The organism is Streptomyces sp. NPDC097129 (assembly GCF_055668065.1).
Genome location: NZ_JBVOQE010000021.1, coordinates 24606 through 42471, shown reverse-complemented (window position 1 = coordinate 42471; position 17866 = coordinate 24606). Strand labels below are relative to the sequence as shown.

Genomic DNA, 17866 nt, shown 5'->3' with positions numbered 1-17866 from the left:
CCCTGCAGCCATGCTCGCGGCCTTCAGGAGGCGCCCGCGTAAGCGCATTTCTCGCTGACCTTGATCGAGCCGGTGAGCTGGGCCGAGCCGCAACTCCGAGTCGAGACGTACAGGGTCGACTTGCTCGGGCGCATCTGGCCGTAGGTGTCGGCGATGCTCGCGTTGGTGTTTCGCCACCGCACCACGCCCAGCGACCTGCTCACCATCGTCAGCGTGGCTGAAGGGTTCTTGGAGATGCCGAGGGATACGGCTACTCCGTGCGCCTCCAACTCGGCGCGGCTCTGGATCCAGCGCGCCTTGCGGGGTGCGGTGCCCGACATCTTCGTCGACGCCTTCCAGCCGCACGCTTGTGCGTAGACGCTGCAGTGCCACGCGTTGATCGCGAGCTTGTTGCCGCCCGGCACTCCCACCGTGGTGGAAGCGGTCGTCGCGTGCGTCGGTGCCGCCGTGGCGACGAGAGCCGCCGACGTCGCCAGAACCGCGGCGCAAGCCGTCAGCCGTGTGCGCGTCCAGGACTTCAATGTGATCTCCCCAGGGGTTTGCGTCGTGCGGGTCCCCTTTCATACAGAGAGAACATCGGTCCGCGCATGCCGTACTCATCACAAAGAGTGACCAAGGCTTGGCATATGCACTCTGCGGGGCGACGGTTCCGTTTGCGCTGACGGCAGGTCGTTCGGGCGCGGGTCGTGGCGCCGGTCCGCCGTGGCAGGCGCAGTCCGGGCAAGGGTCGGGGCCCGGTTGCCGCGTGTGGTGTGTGCGCGGTAACCGGGCCCCGGGGTCTCGGGCGAGGGGTTACTGCGTGATCGTGATGCGGTTCGCCGTCGGAGGCGTGAGCGGGGTCGCCGGGGAGGAGTTGGCCGTCAGGTACTGCGCCAGGGCCGCCAGGTCGTCCGTGCCGACCAGGTCGTTCGTGCCCTGGCCCAGCGTCGGGAAGCCGTCGCCGCCGCCCGCGAGGAAGCTGTTCGTCGCGACGCGGTAGGTGGCCGACGCGTCGATGGGCTTGCCGTTCAGCCGGATGGAGTCCGTGACGACACGGTCCGCGCCGGTCTTCGTCATGTCCAGCGTGTACGTCAGCCCCGCCGACGGCTGGAGGATCTTCGGCGCGGCCTGGTTCGGGCCGGACACCTGCTCCTTGAGCACCTGGATCAGCTGCGCTCCGGTGTAGTCCTGCAGGTTCACCGTGTTGGCGAACGGCTGGACCGTGAAGCCCTCCGCGTACGTCACCACGCCGTCGCCCTCGGCCGCCTTGGCCGCGTACGTCAGGCCCGCGCGCACGCCGCCCGGGTTCATCAGCGCCAGGGACGTGTTCGCGTCGAGCTGCTTGCCGTACGCCAGTTGGGCGTCGGCGATCAGGTCGCCCATCGGGGACTCGGTGCCCGTGTTCGGCACGTCGGCGGAGATGTAGCCGACGGGGCGGTTGCCGATGGGCGCGGCCAGCGCGTTCCACTTGCCGATCAGCTCGGTCATGTCCGCCGCCTTGGGGACGTCCCGGCTGACCACGTGGTTCGCCGACTTCACCGCCGTACGCGCGATGTCGCCCGTCCGCCGGTCGTACGTCAGCGTCGTGTCCGTGTACAGGCGACCGAAGGAGGATGCCGAGGTGACCATGCGCGGCTTGCCGGACGGGTCGGGGACGGTGCACACGTACGCGTTGTGGGTGTGGCCGGTGACCAGGGCGTCGACGGCCGGAGTGACGTTCTTGGCGATGTCGACGATCGGGCCGGAGATGCCGTCACCGGCGCCCGGGGAGTCGCAGTCGTAGTTGTACGACCCCGACGCCGGGTAGCCGCCCTCGTGGATCAGCGCGACGATCGACTGCACGCCCTGGTGCTGCAGCACCTTCGCGTACTTGTTGATCGTCTCGACCTCGTCCTTGAAGGCCAGGCCCTTGACGCCGTCGGCGGAGACGATGCCCGGGGTGCCTTCCAGGGTGACGCCGATGAAGCCGATCTTCACGCCCTTCTTCTGCCAGACCCAGTACGGCTTCAGGATCGGCTTGCCGGTCTTGACGTCGAGGACGTTCGCGGCCAGGTACGGGAAGTCCGCGCCTTCGAAGCCCTCGTCGGTGTAGCAGCCGTCCTTGGGGTGGCAGCCGCCGTTCTGCAGGCGGGCGAGTTCCTGGGCGCCCTCGTCGAACTCGTGGTTGCCGACGCTGGTCACGTCCAGCTTCAGCTTGTTCAGCGCCTCGATGGTCGGCTCGTCGTGGAACAGGCCGGAGATCAGCGGCGAGGCGCCCACCATGTCGCCGCCCGCCGCGGTGATCGAGTACGGGTGACCCTTGCGCGCGTCCCGCAGATGCGTGGCCAGGTACTCCACGCCGCCCGCGTCGATCGTCTTCGTCGTGCCGTCGGGCTGCAGCTCGGTGACGCGGCCGGAGGAACCGGACGGCGGCTCCAGGTTGCCGTGCAGGTCGTTGAAGGACAGCAGCTGCACGTCCTGGTAACGGCTCGGGGCCTGCTGGTGGTGGCCCCCCGTGCTCGCGGACGCGGGCAGCGCGGCGGCCAGCGCGCCGGCCGTGGCGAGCGCGGCGGCGGCCGCCAGCAGCCGGCGGGTGCGGCGCCTCGCGGGGTGGTTCGGCTGATCCGTGGTTGGCATACGCCCCCCTGTGGTGTGCGGTGACGACGTGACCTGGCGGGTCCCTGTGCGGCGGTGGCCACGCCCGGGCGCAGCCTAGGGTCAACGCGCGTAGCGCGACAGGGGGTTCGGGGTTACATCCTGGTTTCCCTTTGCCCTCGCCTTTGTCCCCACTTTGCGGGCCGCTCCCCTTACCCTCGTACGCATGACCAGCGACGACACCGCACGGCTCCCCGGCGCCCGATCCATCGAGACCCACGCCGCGCTCTCCGAGGAGCAGACCGAGGCGGTCCTCGGTCTGCTCACGGAGGCCTTCCGCTCGGACGGCCAGCAGGCGGTGTCCGAGCAGGGCCGGCTCCAGCTGCGCGACGGCGAACGCGAGGGCGTCTCGCATCTGCTGCTCACCGTGGACGGCGAACTCGTCGGCTACGCCCAGCTGGAGGACACCGACCCCGTCGAGGCGCCGGCCGCCGAGCTGGTCGTGCATCCCGCCCACCGCGGCCACGGACACGGGCGGGCACTCGGCTCCGCCCTGCTCGCCGCGTCCGGCAAGCGGCTGCGGGTGTGGGCGCACGGCGGGCACTCCGCCGCCCGGCACCTCGCGCAGGTCCTCGGTCTGACCCTGTTCCGCGAACTGCGTCAGATGCGGCGCCCGCTGACCGACCTCGGCCTGCCCGACCCGGTGCTGCCCGAGGGCGTGACCGTGCGCACCTTCGTGCCCGGCCAGGACGACACCGCGTGGCTCGCCGTCAACGCCGCCGCCTTCGCCCACCATCCCGAGCAGGGCTCCCTCACCCAGCGGGACCTCGACGCCCGCAAGACGGAGCCCTGGTTCGACCCGGCGGGCTTCTTCCTCGCCGAGCGGGAGAGCACCGGCGCTCAGGGGCGCGAACTCGTCGGCTTCCACTGGACGAAGGTCCACGCCGAGGAACAGCTCGGCGAGATCTACGTCCTCGGCGTCGCCCCCGGCAACCAGGGCGGCGGCCTCGGCAAGGCGCTCACGGTCATCGGCCTGCGCCACCTGGCGGCCCAGGGCCTGCCCACGGCCATGCTGTACGTCGACGCCGACAACAAGGCGGCCGTGTCCGTCTACGAGCGGATGGGCTTCACCACGTACGAGACGGACCTGATGTACCGCACGGAGACCTGACAGCGGCCCGCCCCAGCGTCTTGCCCCTCCAAGGGGCCCGGCAGCGGCTCAGGCTCTCAGCGGGGGTGGCTCAGGCTCCCGGTGGGGGCGGCAGAGGCTCCCGGTGGGGGCGGCTCAGGCCCGGTGGGCGCGGCTCAGGCCCGGTGGGCGCGGCAGAGGCTCCCGGCGGGGGCGGCAAAGGCTCCCGGTGGGGGCGGCTCAAGCTCGGCGGGGGCGGCTCAGGCACCCGACGGGCGGGGGCGTATCCGTCGGGGGCGTATCCGTCCACCGTGCAGCGGCTCCGGTATGGACAGTCCCCAGACCGCCACCGTCACCGCGAGCAGCACCGCCCACCGGTCGTGGGCGCCGGCCCAGTGCGGGCTGCCCTGTGCCACGAACAGTCCCCAGCGGTCCGGCAGCAGCGCGGCGAGCACGGCCAGCGCGAGCAGTCCCGCCGCCGCGGCCCGTCCGGGCTCCGGCTCGGTGCTGCGGCGCACGGCGAGGGCCGCGAGGGCGAGGGCCAGCGTGGCCAGGGTGACGGCTTCCAGCGTGGTCTCCGCCAGCGGGGGCCGCGCGTCGGCCGGGCTGAGCAGCAGGGCCGCCGTCCACCACAGCGCCGTGAGCGGGGCCGTCAACGCCAGCCGTAGGCAGGCCCGCAGCGCCCGCCCCGTCGGCACGGTCTCCGTCGTACGCCGGGCCGGATCGTCCAGGAGGAAGGCCAGGCCGAGTCCGAGGCTTACGGCGGCCACGCGAAGCAATGTCAGGCTCAGCCAGGGGTCGGCGGGGCCTCCGGACAGCAGGCGCGGGAGGGCGGCCGTGCACAGTCCGAGCGCGGCGCCCGCGGCGAGCGGGGCCCGGGGCAGGGTCCGGGCGGTGGCCGACAGCAGGGTGCCGAGAGCGGCACGCCGACCGGTCGGGGCGCCGGCAGTTCCCGGCGCCACAGTCTCAGAGGTCACAGGAGTCACCGTCCTTCTCCTTCGCCGGGGCCGGTACGCCCAGCAGCTCGGCGACGCGTGCCAGCGTCGTCTTCGATGAGGTCAGCTCGGACCAGTGGGTCTTGACCGAGGCCGCGACCCGGGTGCGCGGCTTGGCCAGCAGTTCCCGGACGACATCGGTCTGCGCGGCGCTCATGGCCACCGGGTCGGTGGTGCTGTTGGCGACCGCGGGGCCCGTCACGCTGTCGTCGAGCCGGACGTCGCGCAGCGCGGTCATCGGGTCCGGCTGGGCGGCCAGGGCCAGCCACATCACCGTCACCGTGCGGGCGTCGCACATGCCGCTCGCGGCCTTCTCGTCCCCGGCCACCAGCACCGAGGCGACACCGACGGCGAACTCGGGAACGCGGTTGCCGCCCCAGCGCGTGCCGACGGTCACCTGGCCCGGCCCGGTCAGCGGGGCGAGCGCGGAGTCCGACGTCAGCCCGTAGCGTGCTTCGAGCCGCTGGCGGACCGTCAGTCTGCGGTGCTCGGCGTCGCCGCCCGCGAGCTGCTGGACCCGGTCGGCTTCGGTGGCCCAGTCGGCGGTGCGGCCCGTCCACTCCGGGAAGGCGCAGTACCTGTTCGTGCCGTGCGGGACGCACCGCTGGACCCGCTCCGGGTGGACCGAGGCCGTCGTACGGGCCGCGAGGACCTCGTGCGCGTCGCCGGTGGACTGGCCGGCGATGCCCGCGCCGGTGGCGGCGACGGCCATCGCGGTGAGCGCGCCCAGCGACCGGCCGCGCAGCCCGCTGCGCAGCAGCGCGGCGCACAGCAGCAGCACCGTCAGCCCGGTCAGATACAGGGCGTGCCAGCCGGCCGGGCGGCCCAGCAGGTCGGAGGGGACCGGGTTGCCGCCGGTCTCGTCGAGGACCGGGGACAGCCAGTTGAGCCCGTGGGGGTCCGAACCGTCCGCGGCGACGGCGACGACGGTCACGAGGACGTACAGACCGATGACGAACAGCGGCGCGGGGAAGGAGGAGCGCACCAGCCGGGCGAGCAGCACACCGAAGACCCCGGCCAGCAGCACTGACAGCGGGCCGACCGCCAGCTCGGCGAGCGAACCGTGCCCGACCGCACCCGGACGCAGCGCCGCCACCGTGAACTCGGCGGTGACGACGAGGGCGACGACGGCCGCGACCGGTACGACGGACAGGGCGTGGGCGAGGGTGCGCTGCCAGGGCGGGACGGGCAGCACGGCGAAGTGCCGGTCGGTGCCGCTCCGGTGGGAGCGCAGCGCGGCACGGTTGACGCACAGGAACACGGCGATGGCGACGAGCAGCGGGCCGGTCTGCGTGGCGCGGTCGACGTCCTGGAGGACCGGGTAGCCGTCCATGCCGTCACGGTGGAAGAACAACTGCCAGAGCGTGTAGCCGGTGTACAGCAGCAGGAACACGGACACCGGGATGTACAGCAGCAGTTCACGGGCCTCGAAGCGGGCCAGGGCGAGAGCGGCCCGCCAGGGGCGGGTGGTGTGCTCCGGGCCGGTGACCTCGGGCGCCGGCGAGGTGATCGTCGCGCTCATGCCGCCACCTCCGCGGCCCGGTCGTCGAGGGCGAGGAGGTAGCCGTCCTCCAGGGTGGGTTCGAGCAGGTCGGCGCCCTTTGGCGGGTCGCCGATGTTGCGGTGGGCGCCGGTGCCGGTGCGCCAGCCGGCGCGGGCGCCGGGGTCGCGGTCGGCGCTGCTCCACACCCGGCCGGCCGCCCGTGCGGTCAGCTCGGCGGGGCTGCCCTCGAAGCGGACGCGTCCGCCGGCCAGGACGATCACCCGGTGGCACAGCATCGCCACGTCCTCGGTCTGGTGGGTGGACAGCAGCACTGTCCGCCCCTCGCCGGCCCGCGCGATCAGTTCGCGGAACCGCATGCGCTGTTCCGGGTCGAGGCCGACGGTCGGCTCGTCCAGCACCAGGAAGCCGGGGTCGCCGACGAGCGCGGCGGCCAGGGCGACCCGCTGCCGCATCCCTCCGGACAGCCGCTTCATGCGCCGGCCGCGCACGTCGGACAGGTCGACGGCGTCCAGGACCCGGCGCACCTCGCGGTGGCGCGCGGCGCGGTCGGTGAGTTCCTTCAGGATCGCCACGTAGTCGACGAACTCGAAGGCCGTGAAGTCCGGGTGGAAGCCGGGGTTCTGCGGCAGGTAGCCCAGCTCGCGGCGCAGCCGCTGCCGGCCGGCGGCCGTGGCCGGGTCGTGGCCGAGGGCGCTGAAGGAGCCCCGGTCGGCGGGGACCGCGGTGGCCAGCACCCGCAACAGGGTGGTCTTCCCTGCGCCGTTGGGCCCGAGCAGCCCGGTGACGCCGGGGGCGAGGCTGAGCGAGACGTCGTCCAGGGCGCGGGTGCCGCCGTAGCGGAGGGTCAGCCCCGAGGCGGAGACGGTGGTGGTCATACGGCACTCCCGTAGGTGGTGAACGGCGCGTGCGCCGAGGTCGTGTCGAAGCGGTCCCGCAGCCGGGTCAGCAGCCAGCCGGCGCCGGCGGCGATCACGGCGGCGGCGAGCTGCCCGAGGAGGGTGAAGGGGGCGAGCGTCCCGTGGTTCAGCGCTCTGGCCACGGCGAGCATCCCGACCCAGACGCCGCCGACCAGCGCGGGTGCGAGCACCGGCCCGAGGCGCGGGGTCAGGGTGAGCCCGGTGGTGGTCAGGGCGAGGGCGGGCAGCAGCCAGGCCAGCGCGCGTAGTCCGTACTCCGGCAGGGCGAGCGTGGCCACGCCGTTGAGCACGAGGCTGCCGGACAGCACGGCGACCGTGCGCAGCATCAGCAGCCGGAAGCCGTGCATCGGGGCGACGACGGCCATCTCGTACGTCAGGTCCAGGACGGGGCCGTAGGACAGCGCGACCGCGGCCAGCGGCAGCAGTGGCGCCAGGGCGAGGAAGAAGGCGAGGGAACCAGCCGCGTGCACCATCACCACGGTCGCCGCCAGCACGAACACCAGCGCCAGCAGCCAGGAGCGGCGCAGCACCGGGGTGGCGGCGAGCAGCCGCGCGGTGTGGTCGGCCACCCCGCACCGCACGAGCAGCCGCTCGCACAGCCCGGGCCGTGGCGCGTCCAGCTCGGCGTCCAGCCGCTCCCAGCCCAGGTCCAGGGCGACGGGCTCGGTGACGGTCGCGAGCCGGGCGCGGCACTCGGCACACGCCGTGAGATGCGTGTCCGCCGACCACAGCAGCGGCGGCTCCAGCTCGCCGCGCCCGTAGGCGCGCAGGTCGTCCTCGGCCACATGCCACGTCATGCCAGCGCCTCCCGCAGTTGCTTGCGGGCGCGCATCGCCCGCGTCTTGACCGTGCCGGGCGGAATGCCGAGCACGACGGCCGCCTCCCGGGTGCTGAGCCCGTCGATGACCGTGGCCTGTAGCACGGCACGCAACTCGGGCGACAGTCTGGTGAGCGCGCCCGCGAGATCCCCGTGCTCCACCCCTGCGAGCACGCGCTCCTCCGCGGACACCTCGTCCCGGTGCCGCAGCCGGGCGAGCGCCTGCCGCAGCCGGCCGCGCGCGCCGTCCCCGCGCAGCGCGTCGACCAGGCGCCGCGCGCCGATGCGCCACAGCCACCCGGCGACGTCGCCCTCCTCGCGATAGCGGGCGCTGCCCCGCCACACCGCGAGGAACGTCTCCTGTACGACGTCGTCGACTATTCCGGCGTCGGCGCAGCGGCTGCGCATGCGCGCGGTCAGCCACGGCGCGTACCGCCGGTACAGCTCCTCGAAGGCGTGACGGTCCCCGTCTGCCGCGATGGCCCGCAGCAGCTCCCCGTCGCTTTCCGTTTCGCTCACATCTCCTCATCGGACGACCCCCGCCGATCGGTTCACGCGGCCGGCGACGACTTTTCCAGCCGCTCGGCGGCCACCGTCACGATCACCGGCGTCCCGACGGCCGAGTTGACTTTGCCCCACCCCTTGCACCACCCTTTCACTACTCAATTAGTGAAAGGGTGGTTGGTGGAGTGGTCGAGTACCGCATCGACCGGCACAGCGGCGTGGCCACCTACGTCCAGATCGTGCAGCAGACGAAACAGGCCCTGCGCCTGGGCCTGCTGCGCCCCGGCGACAAGCTGCCCACGGCCCGCGAGGTCGTGGAGGCCACCGCCATCAACCCCAACACCGTCCTGAAGGCCTACCGCGAGCTGGAGCGCGAGGGACTGGTCGAGGCGCGCCGCGGCCTCGGCACCTTCGTACGGCGCTCGCTGGGCACCGCCCCGGCCGACTCCCCGCTCCGCGCGGAGCTGGAGGAGTGGGCCGAGCGGGCCCGTACCGCCGGACTGGAACGGGACGACGTGGCCGCGCTCCTCACCGCCGTCCTCGACCAGCACTTCCCGGGAGAACAGGGAGAACGTCCATGACCGACCCGGCCCTCGAGGCCACCGGCCTCGGCAAGCGCTTCGGCCGGCGTCCGGGCCGCGCCCGCTGGGCGCTGCGCGACTGCGCGCTGCGCCTGCCCGCCGGACGCGTCTCGGCCATCGTCGGCCCCAACGGCGCGGGCAAGTCCACGCTCCTCGCCCTGGCCGCCGGGCTCACCACGCCGACCGAGGGCCGGATCACCGTACTCGGCACCGGCCCCGCCTCGGCACGCGCGCGTGTGGGCTACGTCGCCCAGGACAAGCCCCTGTACCCGCAGCTCACCGTCGCGGAGACGCTGCGTATGGGCGCCGACCTGAACCCGGCCCGCTGGGACGCGGCCACCGCCGCACACGTCGTGGCGGCGGGCGACCTCGACCCCCGGTCCAGGGTCCGCTCGCTCTCCGGGGGCCAGCGCACCCGCGTCGCCCTCGCCCTGGCCCTGGGCAAGCGCCCCGAGCTGCTCCTGCTGGACGAGCCGATGGCCGACCTCGACCCTCTCGCCCGGCACGAACTGATGGGCACGCTCATGGCGCAGGCCGCGCAGTACGGGACGACGATCGCGATGTCCTCGCACGTCGTCGCCGAACTGGAGGACTCCTGCGACCACCTCCTCCTGCTCGGCGGCGGCAAGGTCCGCCTGTCCGGCGACATCGACGCCCTGCTGGAAGCCCACGCGCGCGTGAGCGCCCCCGCCGACAGCGCCGACCTGAGCGAGCACACCGTCGTGGAGTCCCGCACCACCGGCCGCCAGCTCACCGCCCTCCTTCGCCCGGGCGCCCCGCTCCCCACCCACTGGCGCACCTCGGCGCCGACCCTGGAGGAACTGGTCCTGGCCCATCTGCGCAACCCCGAAGCACCGGCGCTCCCCCAGGAGGCCACCGCATGAGCGCCCTGCCCCTGCCCGCCCCGACCCACAAGACGCACGCGCCCCGCCACCTGCACTGGCTCCTGCGCCTGCACCGCCCGGCCCTGCTCACCTGGGCGGCGCTGGTGCTGGCGACGGCCGCCGCCCTGCTGTGGCTGTACGGCCCGGCGACCGACGCGGCAGCGGCCGCCTGGCGCCAGTGGAACGCGTGCCACACCGAGTCCTGCACGTACGACCAGCCGGCGATCCTGCGCTACAAGTCGCTCTACCTGTACACGACCATCGCGGTCACGGCGGTCCCCTTCGTGGTGGCCGCCTGGTCCGGCGCCGCCCTCGTCGGCCGCGAGCTGGAGTCCGGAACAGCCCGTCTGACCTGGACGCAGGGGATCACCCCGACCCGCTGGCTGACCGGCCGCCTCGCCCTGCCGGCCGTCCTGATCACCGCCGGCACCGGCCTGCTCGTCGCCCTGCACCGCCTGGCCTGGACGGCGGCCGTGGGCCGTATCGACACCGCCGAGGCCTGGTTCGACAGCACCACCCTGCACGCCAACGGCCCCACCACGGTCGCCTTCGCCCTGGCCGGTCTGGCCGCCGGCGCCCTCGCGGGCCTCCTGTGGCAACGCACCCTGCCGGCCCTGATGCTCGGCATGGCCCTCGCCCTCGCCGTCCGCACGATCGCCGACCAGGCCATGCCCCACCTGTGGCCCACGGTCACCCACACCACCGACCTGCACAACGCCGACCTCCTCGGCGACGTCCTGTACGTCGACGAGGGCCTGGTCACCTCCACCGGCCGGCACATCGCCGACCCCGGCTGCGGCGGCACCGCCTACCCCGGCTGCCGGGCCCGGTACGAGCAACTCGACGCGGTCGGCCACTTCCACACCTACCACCCGGCCTCCCACTACTGGCCCCTGCAACTGACCACGACGGCCCTGACCCTCGCCCTGACCGCGCTGCTCACCGCAGCCGCGTACGTGGCCCTGCGCCGCATCACGGGCCGCAAGGCAGCCGCCGTATGACCACCACGCTCCTGCGCGTGCACCGAGCGGCGACGGCCGTATGGATCGCCCTGGTCCTCGCTCTCGCCGTCTGGACCCTGTGGCTGAACCAGGTCACGGCGGACGACACCCGCACCGCACAGACCCACTGCGCACAGGACTACTGCGACACCTTCTCGTCCCCCTACGCGGGCGACACGGGCATGGCCGCCCTCCTCATCGGCTACGCCTTCCTCCTCGTGGCGGCCCACGCGGGCGGCGCGCTCATCGGCCGCGAGCTGGAGTCCGGCACGGCGCACCTGGCGTGGACCCAGGGCGTCACCCCGACCCGCTGGCTGACGGCCAAGCTGGCCCTGCCCGCGCTCACGCTCACCGCCGGGCTCACCGTGCTCGTCACGCTCTTCCACTGGGGCTGGGCCGCCAACCGGGACCTGATGGCCCCCGACGACTGGTACACCCAGGCCCTCTTCCTGACCCGCGGCCCGACGGCGGTGGCGTACGCCCTGTGCGCCCTGGCCGTGGGCACCCTCACCGCGCTCCTCCTCCGCCGCGCACTGCCGGCCCTCGGCGTCTCCGTCGCCGTGATGTGGCTGCTCGCGATCACCCTGGAGACATACCGGGCCGACCTGTGGCCCGCACTGACCCGCACGACCGCGCACCCCGCCGACCTCCCCGAACACGCCTGGGAGCTGACCAGCGGACGGAACGCGGACGGCTATTACGTCGTCTTCCACCCCGAGTCTCACTACTGGCCGCTTCAGCTCGTGGAGTGCGGCATCGTCCTGGCCCTGGCCGCGACGGCGACCGCGACATCCTTCACACTGCTGCACCGCCGAACGGCCTGAGCCTCCCCGTACGTCCCTTCGGGGGGAGGGACGTACACATCGTCGGCACCCGCCACGACGTCGGTGCACCCGCGTACGGCGGGCAGGGGCCGGGGTGGGGGGTGTCCGCCCGCAGCGGCCGGCACCGACCAACAGCGAGCGCGTCGGAAACGGCCGGCCGGACCGAGGACGGACACCCCCCACCCCGGCCCCGCCCCACAACGCACCGCAGGCGCGACAGCAACCGCCCACCGGCAGCAACGGGCCGCCGCAGGCATCAAAGGGGCGCGGGGCTGTGTCGATATGCGGCTCCGCCGCGTGGGCGCGACCAGCCACAACGAACCCGCAGACAAACGACGACCCAGCGCCGCAGGCACCCGGCGCCGCAGGCACCCGCACCCGACACACGCCCCGACGCCGCAGGCACCCCACACGAACAACCGCCGGAGTCCCCCCAGGCACCCTCACGTCATGTCCCCGTAACCATCGATTCAGACGAGCTTGCGACCCTCGCTCAATGAAGCCCGCCGTCGGACTTTCCGACGCGCCCGTCACCCTTCCGGCGCGGAAGAATGGGTCCATGAGCCAGTCAGAGACGCAGGACAAGCTCCAGCCAGCGCAGCCCTCCGTGGGCTCCATCGCCGCGCACCGCCCCCCCACGGTGTCCGCCCCTGTCTCCGACCTCGATCCCGACCTCGACGCGGACCTGGACGCGTACGAGGAGGCCCAGGACGGCCGGCTCGGCGCCACGCTCCCGCAGGGCCGCTTCCTGGACCGCGAACGCAGCTGGCTGGCCTTCAACGAACGGGTCCTGGAACTCGCCGAGGACCCGAACACCCCCCTCCTCGAGCGCACCAACTTCCTGGCGATCTTCGCGAGCAACCTCGACGAGTTCTTCATGGTCCGCGTCGCGGGACTGAAGCGCCGTATCGCGACCGGCGTGGCCACCCGCTCCGCCTCGGGCCTGCAGCCCCGCGAGGTGCTGGAGATGATCTGGGCCCGCTCGCGCGAGCTGATGGCGCGGCACGCGGCGTGCTTCCACGAGGACGTGGCCCCGGCGCTCGCCGACGAGGGCATCCACCTGGTCCGCTGGAGCGAACTGGCGGAGAAGGAGCAGGCCCGCCTGTTCACCCTGTTCCGGCACCAGATCTTCCCGGTCCTCACCCCCCTCGCGGTCGACCCGGCGCACCCGTTCCCCTACATCTCCGGCCTGAGCCTCAACCTCGCGGTCGTCGTCCGCAACCCGGTCAGCGGCCACCGCCACTTCGCCCGCGTCAAGGTCCCCCCGCTGCTCTCCCGCTTCCTGGAGGCCTCCCCGGGCCGTTACGTCCCCATCGAGGACGTCATCGCGGCGCACCTGGAGGAGCTGTTCCCGGGCATGGAGGTGCTGGAGCACCACGCCTTCCGCCTCACCCGCAACGAGGACCTCGAGGTGGAGGAGGACGACGCCGAGAACCTCCTCCAGGCCCTGGAGAAGGAGCTCATGCGGCGCCGCTTCGGCCCGCCCGTCCGCCTGGAGGTGGAGGAGTCCATCGACCGCGAGGTCCTCGACCTGCTGGTCCGCGAGCTGAAGATCTCCGAGGCGGAGGTGTACCCGCTCCCCGGCCCCCTGGACCTCACCGGCCTGTTCCGCATCCACAGCCTGGACCGCCCGGAGCTGAAGTACCCGAAGTTCATCGCGGGCACCCACCGCGACCTGGCCGAGGTGGAATCGGCGTCGGCCCCCGACATCTTCGCGGCGCTGCGCCAGCGCGACGTCCTCCTGCACCACCCCTACGACAGCTTCTCCACCTCCGTGCAGGCGTTCCTGGAGCAGGCGGCGCAGGACCCGGACGTACTGGCGATCAAGCAGACGCTGTACCGCACCTCGGGCGACTCCCCGATAGTGGACGCGCTCATCGACGCCGCCGAGTCCGGCAAGCAGGTCCTGGTCCTGGTGGAGATCAAGGCCCGTTTCGACGAGCACGCCAACATCAAGTGGGCGCGCAAGCTGGAGGAGGCCGGCTGCCATGTCGTCTACGGCCTCGTCGGCCTCAAGACGCACTGCAAGCTGTCTCTCGTGGTCCGCCAGGAAGGCGAGATGCTGCGCCGCTACAGCCACGTCGGCACGGGCAACTACCACCCCAAGACCGCCCGCCTGTACGAGGACCTGGGCCTGCTCACCGCGGACCCGCAGGTCGGCGCGGACCTGTCGGACCTGTTCAACCGTCTCTCCGGCTACTCCCGCCGGGAGACCTACCGCCGTCTGCTCGTCGCGCCGAAGTCGCTGCGCGACGGCCTGATCTCCCGTATCGACAGGGAGATCCAGCACCACCGCGCGGGCCGCCCGGCCTTCGTGCGCATCAAGGTCAACTCGATGGTCGACGAGGCGATCATCGACGCCCTCTACCGCGCCTCGCAGGCCGGCGTCCCGGTCGACATCTGGGTGCGCGGCATCTGCGCGATCCGCCCGGGCGTCGCGGGCCTGTCGGAGAACGTCCGGGTCCGTTCCATACTCGGCCGCTTCCTGGAGCACTCCCGCGTCTTCGCCTTCGGCAACGGCGGCGAGCCGGAGGTGTGGTTCGGCAGCGCCGACATGATGCACCGCAACCTCGACCGCCGTATCGAGGCCCTCGTGCGGGTCGTCGACCCCGGTCACCGGGCCGCGCTGAACCGGCTGCTGGAGACCGGCATGTCCGACGGCACCGCGTCCTGGCACCTGGGCGCGGACGGCGAGTGGACCCGGCACGCGACCGACGCGGACGGCGGGCCCCTGCGCAACGTCCAGGAGATGCTCATAGACGCCCGGAGGCGCCGGCGTGGCACAGCAACACCATGACCTGACGGACCCCACCGCCGGGCCGTCCCCCGAGCTCTCGGCTGCGCTCGAACAGGGAGGGGCCCCCACCGGGGACGCGCTCGCAGGCTACCTCCGGGCCCAGGCAACGGAGTTCCTCAGGGCGCTGCGCCTGCACCGGGAGACGGGCGGGACGACGAACGGGACAAGGACCGGCGGGACGACGAACGGAACAAGGACCGGCGCGACGACGAACGGAACAAGGACCGGCGCGACGGCGACCGGAGGAAGGCCGAACGCGGGCAGAACGCCCGGCACGGCCGGCGGGGACGGGGCGCCGCGCACGACCAACGGGACCAGAACCCCCGGCACCGCCCACGGCGCGAGGACGGACGAGCCACCGCACACGGCCGTCGACGCGGCCCGCGCGCTGCGGCGCGCGGCCCGCCGTATCAGTGGCAGCCTGCACACCTTCCGCCCGGTCCTGGACGCCGACTGGTCGGAGGAGATGCGCCCCGAACTGGCCTGGGTCTCCGGCACCCTGGCCCTCGAGCACGCCTGCGAGGCCCGCCTGGAGCGGCTCCTGACGGCGCTGCACCGGCTGTCGGGCGCGACGGCGGTCCCCGCGCAGTCCGTCGCCGCCCACCAGTCGACGGCGGCCGAACGCGGCCAGCTCACCGTCGGCGCGGCCAAGGCGGGCGCCCTGCTGGACCGTCAGCTGACGCTGGCCCGGACCCGGGCGCACTCCACCGCGCTGCAGGCCCTCGGCTCGGCCCGTTTCCACGCGGTCGCCGACAAGGTCGCCGTGCTCGCCAGCGAGGTCCCGCTCGTCTCCCCGGCGGCCGACCTGCGCCCGCTGGCCGAGGCGGCACGGGAGCGGCTGACCGACGCGGTGGCCGCGCTGCCGCTGGTGACCGCGGGCAGCCCGTACAACGCCGAGGCGCTGGTGCACGGTCTGTCGCCGGACCCGCCCTCCCCGCACCCGCAGGACGCGCCCTGGCACCAGGTCCGCCTGCTGCTGCGCCTGCACCGCTACGCCCAGGAGGCGCTGCTCGGCGGCGACCGGGCGCCGCATGCACGGCTGCTGCAGGCCGGGCAGGCCCTGGACCGGCACCGGGACGCCTCGGAGGCGGCGGCCGCGGCGGCCCGGGCGGCCCGCACCCCGCGGATCGCCCCGGCGACGGCGTACGCCCTCGGCGTCCTGCACGCCGACCAGCGGCACGAGGTGGAAGCGGCCCGGTACGCGTTCCAGCGGACCTGGGCGAAAGAAGCCGTAGGACTCCCTTAAGGAGCACCAGGCCATGCACCCGACACCCCCGACGCCACCCCCGACACCCCCGACACCCCCCACATCGCCCGGGCCGCCCGCGCCCCCCGCGAACGGCCCCGTCGTCCTGGCCGCCGGCTGTGTCCTGTGGCGCCGGTCCCCGCTCGGCGGTGAGCTGGAGCTGTGCCTGATCCACCGGCCGAAGTACGACGACTGGTCCTTCCCGAAGGGCAAGCTCAAGCGCGCCGAGGACGACCTGGCCGGCGCCCTGCGCGAAACCCTGGAGGAGACCGGCCACACCGCCGCGCCCGGCGCCGAGCTGCCCACCCAGCGCTACCTGGCGAACGGCCGCCCCAAGCGGGTCCGCTACTGGGCGGCCGAGGCCGTCCAGGGCGCCTTCACGCCCACCGACGAGGTCGACCGCGTCCTCTGGCTGTCTCCCGCGGCGGCCCGCGCCCGCCTCACCCAGCCGAGGGACCGCACGCTCGTCGACGCGCTGCTCCAGGCCCTGCGCCTGGCATAGTCGGGCGCGGCGGCCGGCACAGGCCGAGACGGTCCGCGGCGCGAGCCGACCCCACCCGCCCGGCGACCGCCGGAACCCCGGCCCGCCCCCGGCCCGTCGTCACAGCCGCTTCACGGCCGCTTCACAGTCACTTCGCAGCCGCCCACCGCGGCCCTCAGTAGCCCCACCGTCACCATCCGTACCGCTTGTCCCGGAATCCGGCCGTGTCCTCGACGTAAGCGTTCCGTGACCTAACCACACCGTCCCGAGGGGTTCACCCCCCGTTCATTTACGCCCTTCGGCGGCTTCACCTGTTCTGCCTAATTTCGGCCTTACCCGGTGTGGACGCGATCTGGGGGGACGCGTCCGCTCGACCCCGGCTTCGCAGCAACCACGCACGCCGCCGAATTCAGGACGGCGGCTCCTGGAAGGAATTTCCTCAGTGAAGCTTCAGCGCATGAACCGGCGGGCCCTCGCCCTCGGCGCACTCGCCGTCTCCGGCGCCCTGGCCCTCACGGCGTGCGGCTCCGACGACACGGGCAGCAAGTCGAGCGGCGGCGGGGCCTCGACGTCCGCGGCGGCCGGCAACATCAAGTGTGACGACGCCAAGGGCCAGCTGCAGGCGTCCGGCTCGACCGCGCAGAAGAACGCGATCGACGCCTGGGTGAAGCAGTTCACGCAGGCCTGCCCCGGCGTGCAGGTCAACTACAACCCGACCGGCTCGGGCGCGGGTATCACCGCGTTCCTGCAGGGCCAGACCGCGTTCGCCGGCTCGGACTCCGCGCTGAAGCCCGAGCAGGTCGCCGAGTCCAAGAAGGTCTGCTCCGGCGGTCAGGCCATCGACCTGCCCATGGTCGGCGGCCCCATCGCCCTCGGCTTCAACGTGCCGGGTGTGGACAGCCTCGTCCTGGACGCCCCGACGATCGCCAAGATCTTCGACGGCAAGATCAGCAACTGGAACGACAAGGCGATCGCGGCGCTCAACCCGAACGCCAAGCTGCCCGACCTCAAGATCCAGGCGTTCCACCGCTCGGACGAGTCCGGCACCACCGACAACTTCACCAAGTACCTGATCAGCCAGGCCAAGACCGACTGGCCGTACTCCGGCGGCAAGGCGTGGCAGGCCAAGGGCGGCCAGGCCGCGCAGGGCTCCTCCGGCCTCGCCGCGCAGGTCAAGCAGACCTCCGGCGCGATCTCGTACTTCGAGCTGTCCTACGCCTCCGACGGCCTCAAGACCGTCGACCTGAAGACCGCCGCCGCCGAGCCGGCGAAGGCCACCGCGGACAACGCCTCCAAGGCGATCGCCTCCGCCAAGGTCGTCGGCACCGGCCAGGACCTTTCGCTGAAGCTGAACTACAACCCGACCGAGGCCGGCGCCTACCCGCTGACCCTCGTCACCTACGAGATCGCCTGCGACAAGGGCAACAAGTCGGACACCCTCGCCGGCACCAAGTCCTTCCTGCGCTACATCGCCTCCGAGGACGGCCAGAAGGTCCTGTCGCAGAACTCCTACGCCCCCATCCCCGCCGAGATCATCTCCAAGGTCCGCACCACCATCGAGGGCCTGAGCTAAACGAGCGTGCGGCCCGGCTCCCACCCGGATCCGGGCCGCACCGTCCGGTGCACCGCCGCC

16 protein-coding genes are annotated in these 17866 nt (G+C 73.0%); 9 read left to right on the top strand and 7 right to left on the bottom strand.

The genetic code is table 11. The annotated features are described in order from the left end of the window. Positions 1 to 23: 23 nt before the first annotated feature. Positions 24 to 521, bottom strand: coding sequence for a hypothetical protein (locus AC0B9F_RS35960; protein WP_472009745.1), 498 nt, complete (start codon positions 519 to 521; stop codon positions 24 to 26). A 271-nt stretch (positions 522 to 792) separates the two neighbouring features. Next, the gene (locus tag AC0B9F_RS35955) at positions 793 to 2595 is read right to left on the bottom strand and encodes a bifunctional metallophosphatase/5'-nucleotidase (protein ID WP_472009743.1); all 1803 of its coding nucleotides are present in this window, start codon (positions 2593 to 2595) and stop codon (positions 793 to 795) included. 184 nt (positions 2596 to 2779) lie between these two features. Here AC0B9F_RS35955 and mshD point away from each other — a divergent pair, with 184 nt between their 5' ends. Beyond that, on the top strand, positions 2780 to 3724 hold the full coding sequence (gene mshD, locus AC0B9F_RS35950; RefSeq protein WP_472009741.1) for a mycothiol synthase: 945 nt from the start codon (positions 2780 to 2782) through the stop codon (positions 3722 to 3724). A 218-nt stretch (positions 3725 to 3942) separates the two neighbouring features. Here the strand turns inward: mshD and AC0B9F_RS35945 are convergent, their stop codons facing one another. From AC0B9F_RS35945 to AC0B9F_RS35925, 5 genes are read right to left on the bottom strand one after another with little or no spacing between them, the layout of a single operon-like run. Beyond that, positions 3943 to 4659: an ABC transporter gene (locus tag AC0B9F_RS35945; protein ID WP_472009739.1), complete on the bottom strand. Its 717-nt coding sequence runs from the start codon at positions 4657 to 4659 to the stop codon at positions 3943 to 3945. Further along, positions 4649 to 6199, bottom strand: coding sequence for an ABC transporter permease (locus AC0B9F_RS35940; RefSeq protein WP_472009737.1), 1551 nt, complete (start codon positions 6197 to 6199; stop codon positions 4649 to 4651). Before AC0B9F_RS35940 ends, AC0B9F_RS35945 begins: the two co-directional genes overlap by 11 nt. Beyond that, a complete protein-coding gene (locus AC0B9F_RS35935; protein ID WP_472009735.1) occupies positions 6196 to 7056 on the bottom strand; it encodes an ABC transporter ATP-binding protein in 861 nt (286 codons plus the stop codon). The genes AC0B9F_RS35940 and AC0B9F_RS35935 overlap by 4 nt, the downstream gene beginning before the upstream one ends. Beyond that, positions 7053 to 7895: a cupin domain-containing protein gene (locus AC0B9F_RS35930; RefSeq protein ID WP_472009734.1), complete on the bottom strand. Its 843-nt coding sequence runs from the start codon at positions 7893 to 7895 to the stop codon at positions 7053 to 7055. The genes AC0B9F_RS35935 and AC0B9F_RS35930 overlap by 4 nt, the downstream gene beginning before the upstream one ends. Beyond that, complete coding sequence (locus AC0B9F_RS35925; RefSeq protein ID WP_472009732.1) at positions 7892 to 8434, bottom strand: RNA polymerase sigma factor; 543 nt, start codon at positions 8432 to 8434, stop codon at positions 7892 to 7894. Before AC0B9F_RS35925 ends, AC0B9F_RS35930 begins: the two co-directional genes overlap by 4 nt. 170 nt (positions 8435 to 8604) lie before the next feature. Between AC0B9F_RS35925 and AC0B9F_RS35920 the strand changes: the two genes are divergently transcribed. The 8 genes from AC0B9F_RS35920 (at position 8605) to pstS (ending at position 17806) form a co-directional block, all read left to right on the top strand. After that, positions 8605 to 9000, top strand: coding sequence for a GntR family transcriptional regulator (locus tag AC0B9F_RS35920; protein WP_472009730.1), 396 nt, complete (start codon positions 8605 to 8607; stop codon positions 8998 to 9000). Then, positions 8997 to 9884 (top strand): ABC transporter ATP-binding protein, encoded by an 888-nt coding sequence (locus AC0B9F_RS35915; RefSeq protein WP_472009728.1) that lies wholly within the window; start codon positions 8997 to 8999, stop codon positions 9882 to 9884. The genes AC0B9F_RS35920 and AC0B9F_RS35915 overlap by 4 nt, the downstream gene beginning before the upstream one ends. Further along, positions 9881 to 10885 carry an ABC transporter permease gene (locus AC0B9F_RS35910; RefSeq protein ID WP_472009727.1) on the top strand — a complete coding sequence of 335 codons (1005 nt, stop codon included), beginning with the start codon at positions 9881 to 9883 and terminating at the stop codon, positions 10883 to 10885. Before AC0B9F_RS35915 ends, AC0B9F_RS35910 begins: the two co-directional genes overlap by 4 nt. Then, a complete protein-coding gene (locus AC0B9F_RS35905; RefSeq protein WP_472009725.1) occupies positions 10882 to 11709 on the top strand; it encodes a hypothetical protein in 828 nt (275 codons plus the stop codon). Before AC0B9F_RS35910 ends, AC0B9F_RS35905 begins: the two co-directional genes overlap by 4 nt. 559 nt (positions 11710 to 12268) lie before the next feature. Beyond that, the gene (locus AC0B9F_RS35900; protein WP_472009723.1) at positions 12269 to 14506 is read left to right on the top strand and encodes an RNA degradosome polyphosphate kinase; all 2238 of its coding nucleotides are present in this window, start codon (positions 12269 to 12271) and stop codon (positions 14504 to 14506) included. Further along, on the top strand, positions 14487 to 15752 hold the full coding sequence (locus tag AC0B9F_RS35895; RefSeq protein WP_472009721.1) for a CHAD domain-containing protein: 1266 nt from the start codon (positions 14487 to 14489) through the stop codon (positions 15750 to 15752). Before AC0B9F_RS35900 ends, AC0B9F_RS35895 begins: the two co-directional genes overlap by 20 nt. 13 nt (positions 15753 to 15765) lie before the next feature. Beyond that, complete coding sequence (locus AC0B9F_RS35890) at positions 15766 to 16254, top strand: NUDIX hydrolase (RefSeq protein ID WP_472009719.1); 489 nt, start codon at positions 15766 to 15768, stop codon at positions 16252 to 16254. Positions 16255 to 16675: 421 nt separating this feature from the next. Beyond that, positions 16676 to 17806 carry a phosphate ABC transporter substrate-binding protein PstS gene (gene pstS, locus AC0B9F_RS35885; protein WP_472009717.1) on the top strand — a complete coding sequence of 377 codons (1131 nt, stop codon included), beginning with the start codon at positions 16676 to 16678 and terminating at the stop codon, positions 17804 to 17806. Positions 17807 to 17866: the final 60 nt, after the last annotated feature.